At 57.3% G+C, this 471-nt stretch carries 1 protein-coding gene and 1 pseudogene; both read right to left on the bottom strand.

The genetic code is table 11. The features are described from left to right. Positions 1–315, bottom strand: a pseudogene (locus tag EXE45_RS17870) (RNA-guided endonuclease TnpB family protein); the annotation flags it as partial. Then, on the bottom strand, positions 312–471 hold a 160-nt coding region (locus EXE45_RS17865), incomplete at its 5' end, for a transposase (protein ID WP_199233700.1). The pseudogene EXE45_RS17870 and the gene EXE45_RS17865, both read right to left, overlap by 4 nt.

Here is a 471-nt window from a genome sequence, read left to right as displayed (position 1 = left end):
TGGTGCGGGATTTTGACGTACCATTCGATTGCGTTCTTGGGCTTGTGGTCGAGCCGTAGCCCTTCGTTCGTGAAGTTCGCCCGCGTTGTACGTCGTCGTGAGTTGCGGGACGTACTTCTTGAGCGCGTTCTTCGCGTACCCGCTCAGGTCGTAGTTGACCACCACATTGTTCGCTTCGGTCTGCGTGGTGCATTGGGCGTCGAAGGCATCGTGAAGGGCCTGTTGGTACGCCTCTCGCGTCTCACGGAGTTTCCTCCGTTTGTGCGCGTTCGGCTTTACCAGTTTGAGTTCCAGCGTCTTCGTGAGTTCGGTCACGAATCGTCCCCTTCGTGCCTCTGGATGTAGTTCATGACCGTTTCGCTGGATACGTGTCCCGCCGTTCCTGCGTAGTATCCGCGCGCCCATCCGATTTTCTCACCGTCGTGGTCAGCGTAGCGGTGGTTGTACTTCCGCGAGGAAATACCCTTGAAC

It is taken from the genome of Halorubrum sp. SP9 (assembly GCF_005435015.1).
Classification (GTDB): domain Archaea; phylum Halobacteriota; class Halobacteria; order Halobacteriales; family Haloferacaceae; genus Halorubrum; species Halorubrum sodomense.
Note: the sequence above shows the minus strand (reverse complement) of the source record. Positions and strands in the feature narration are given on the sequence as shown.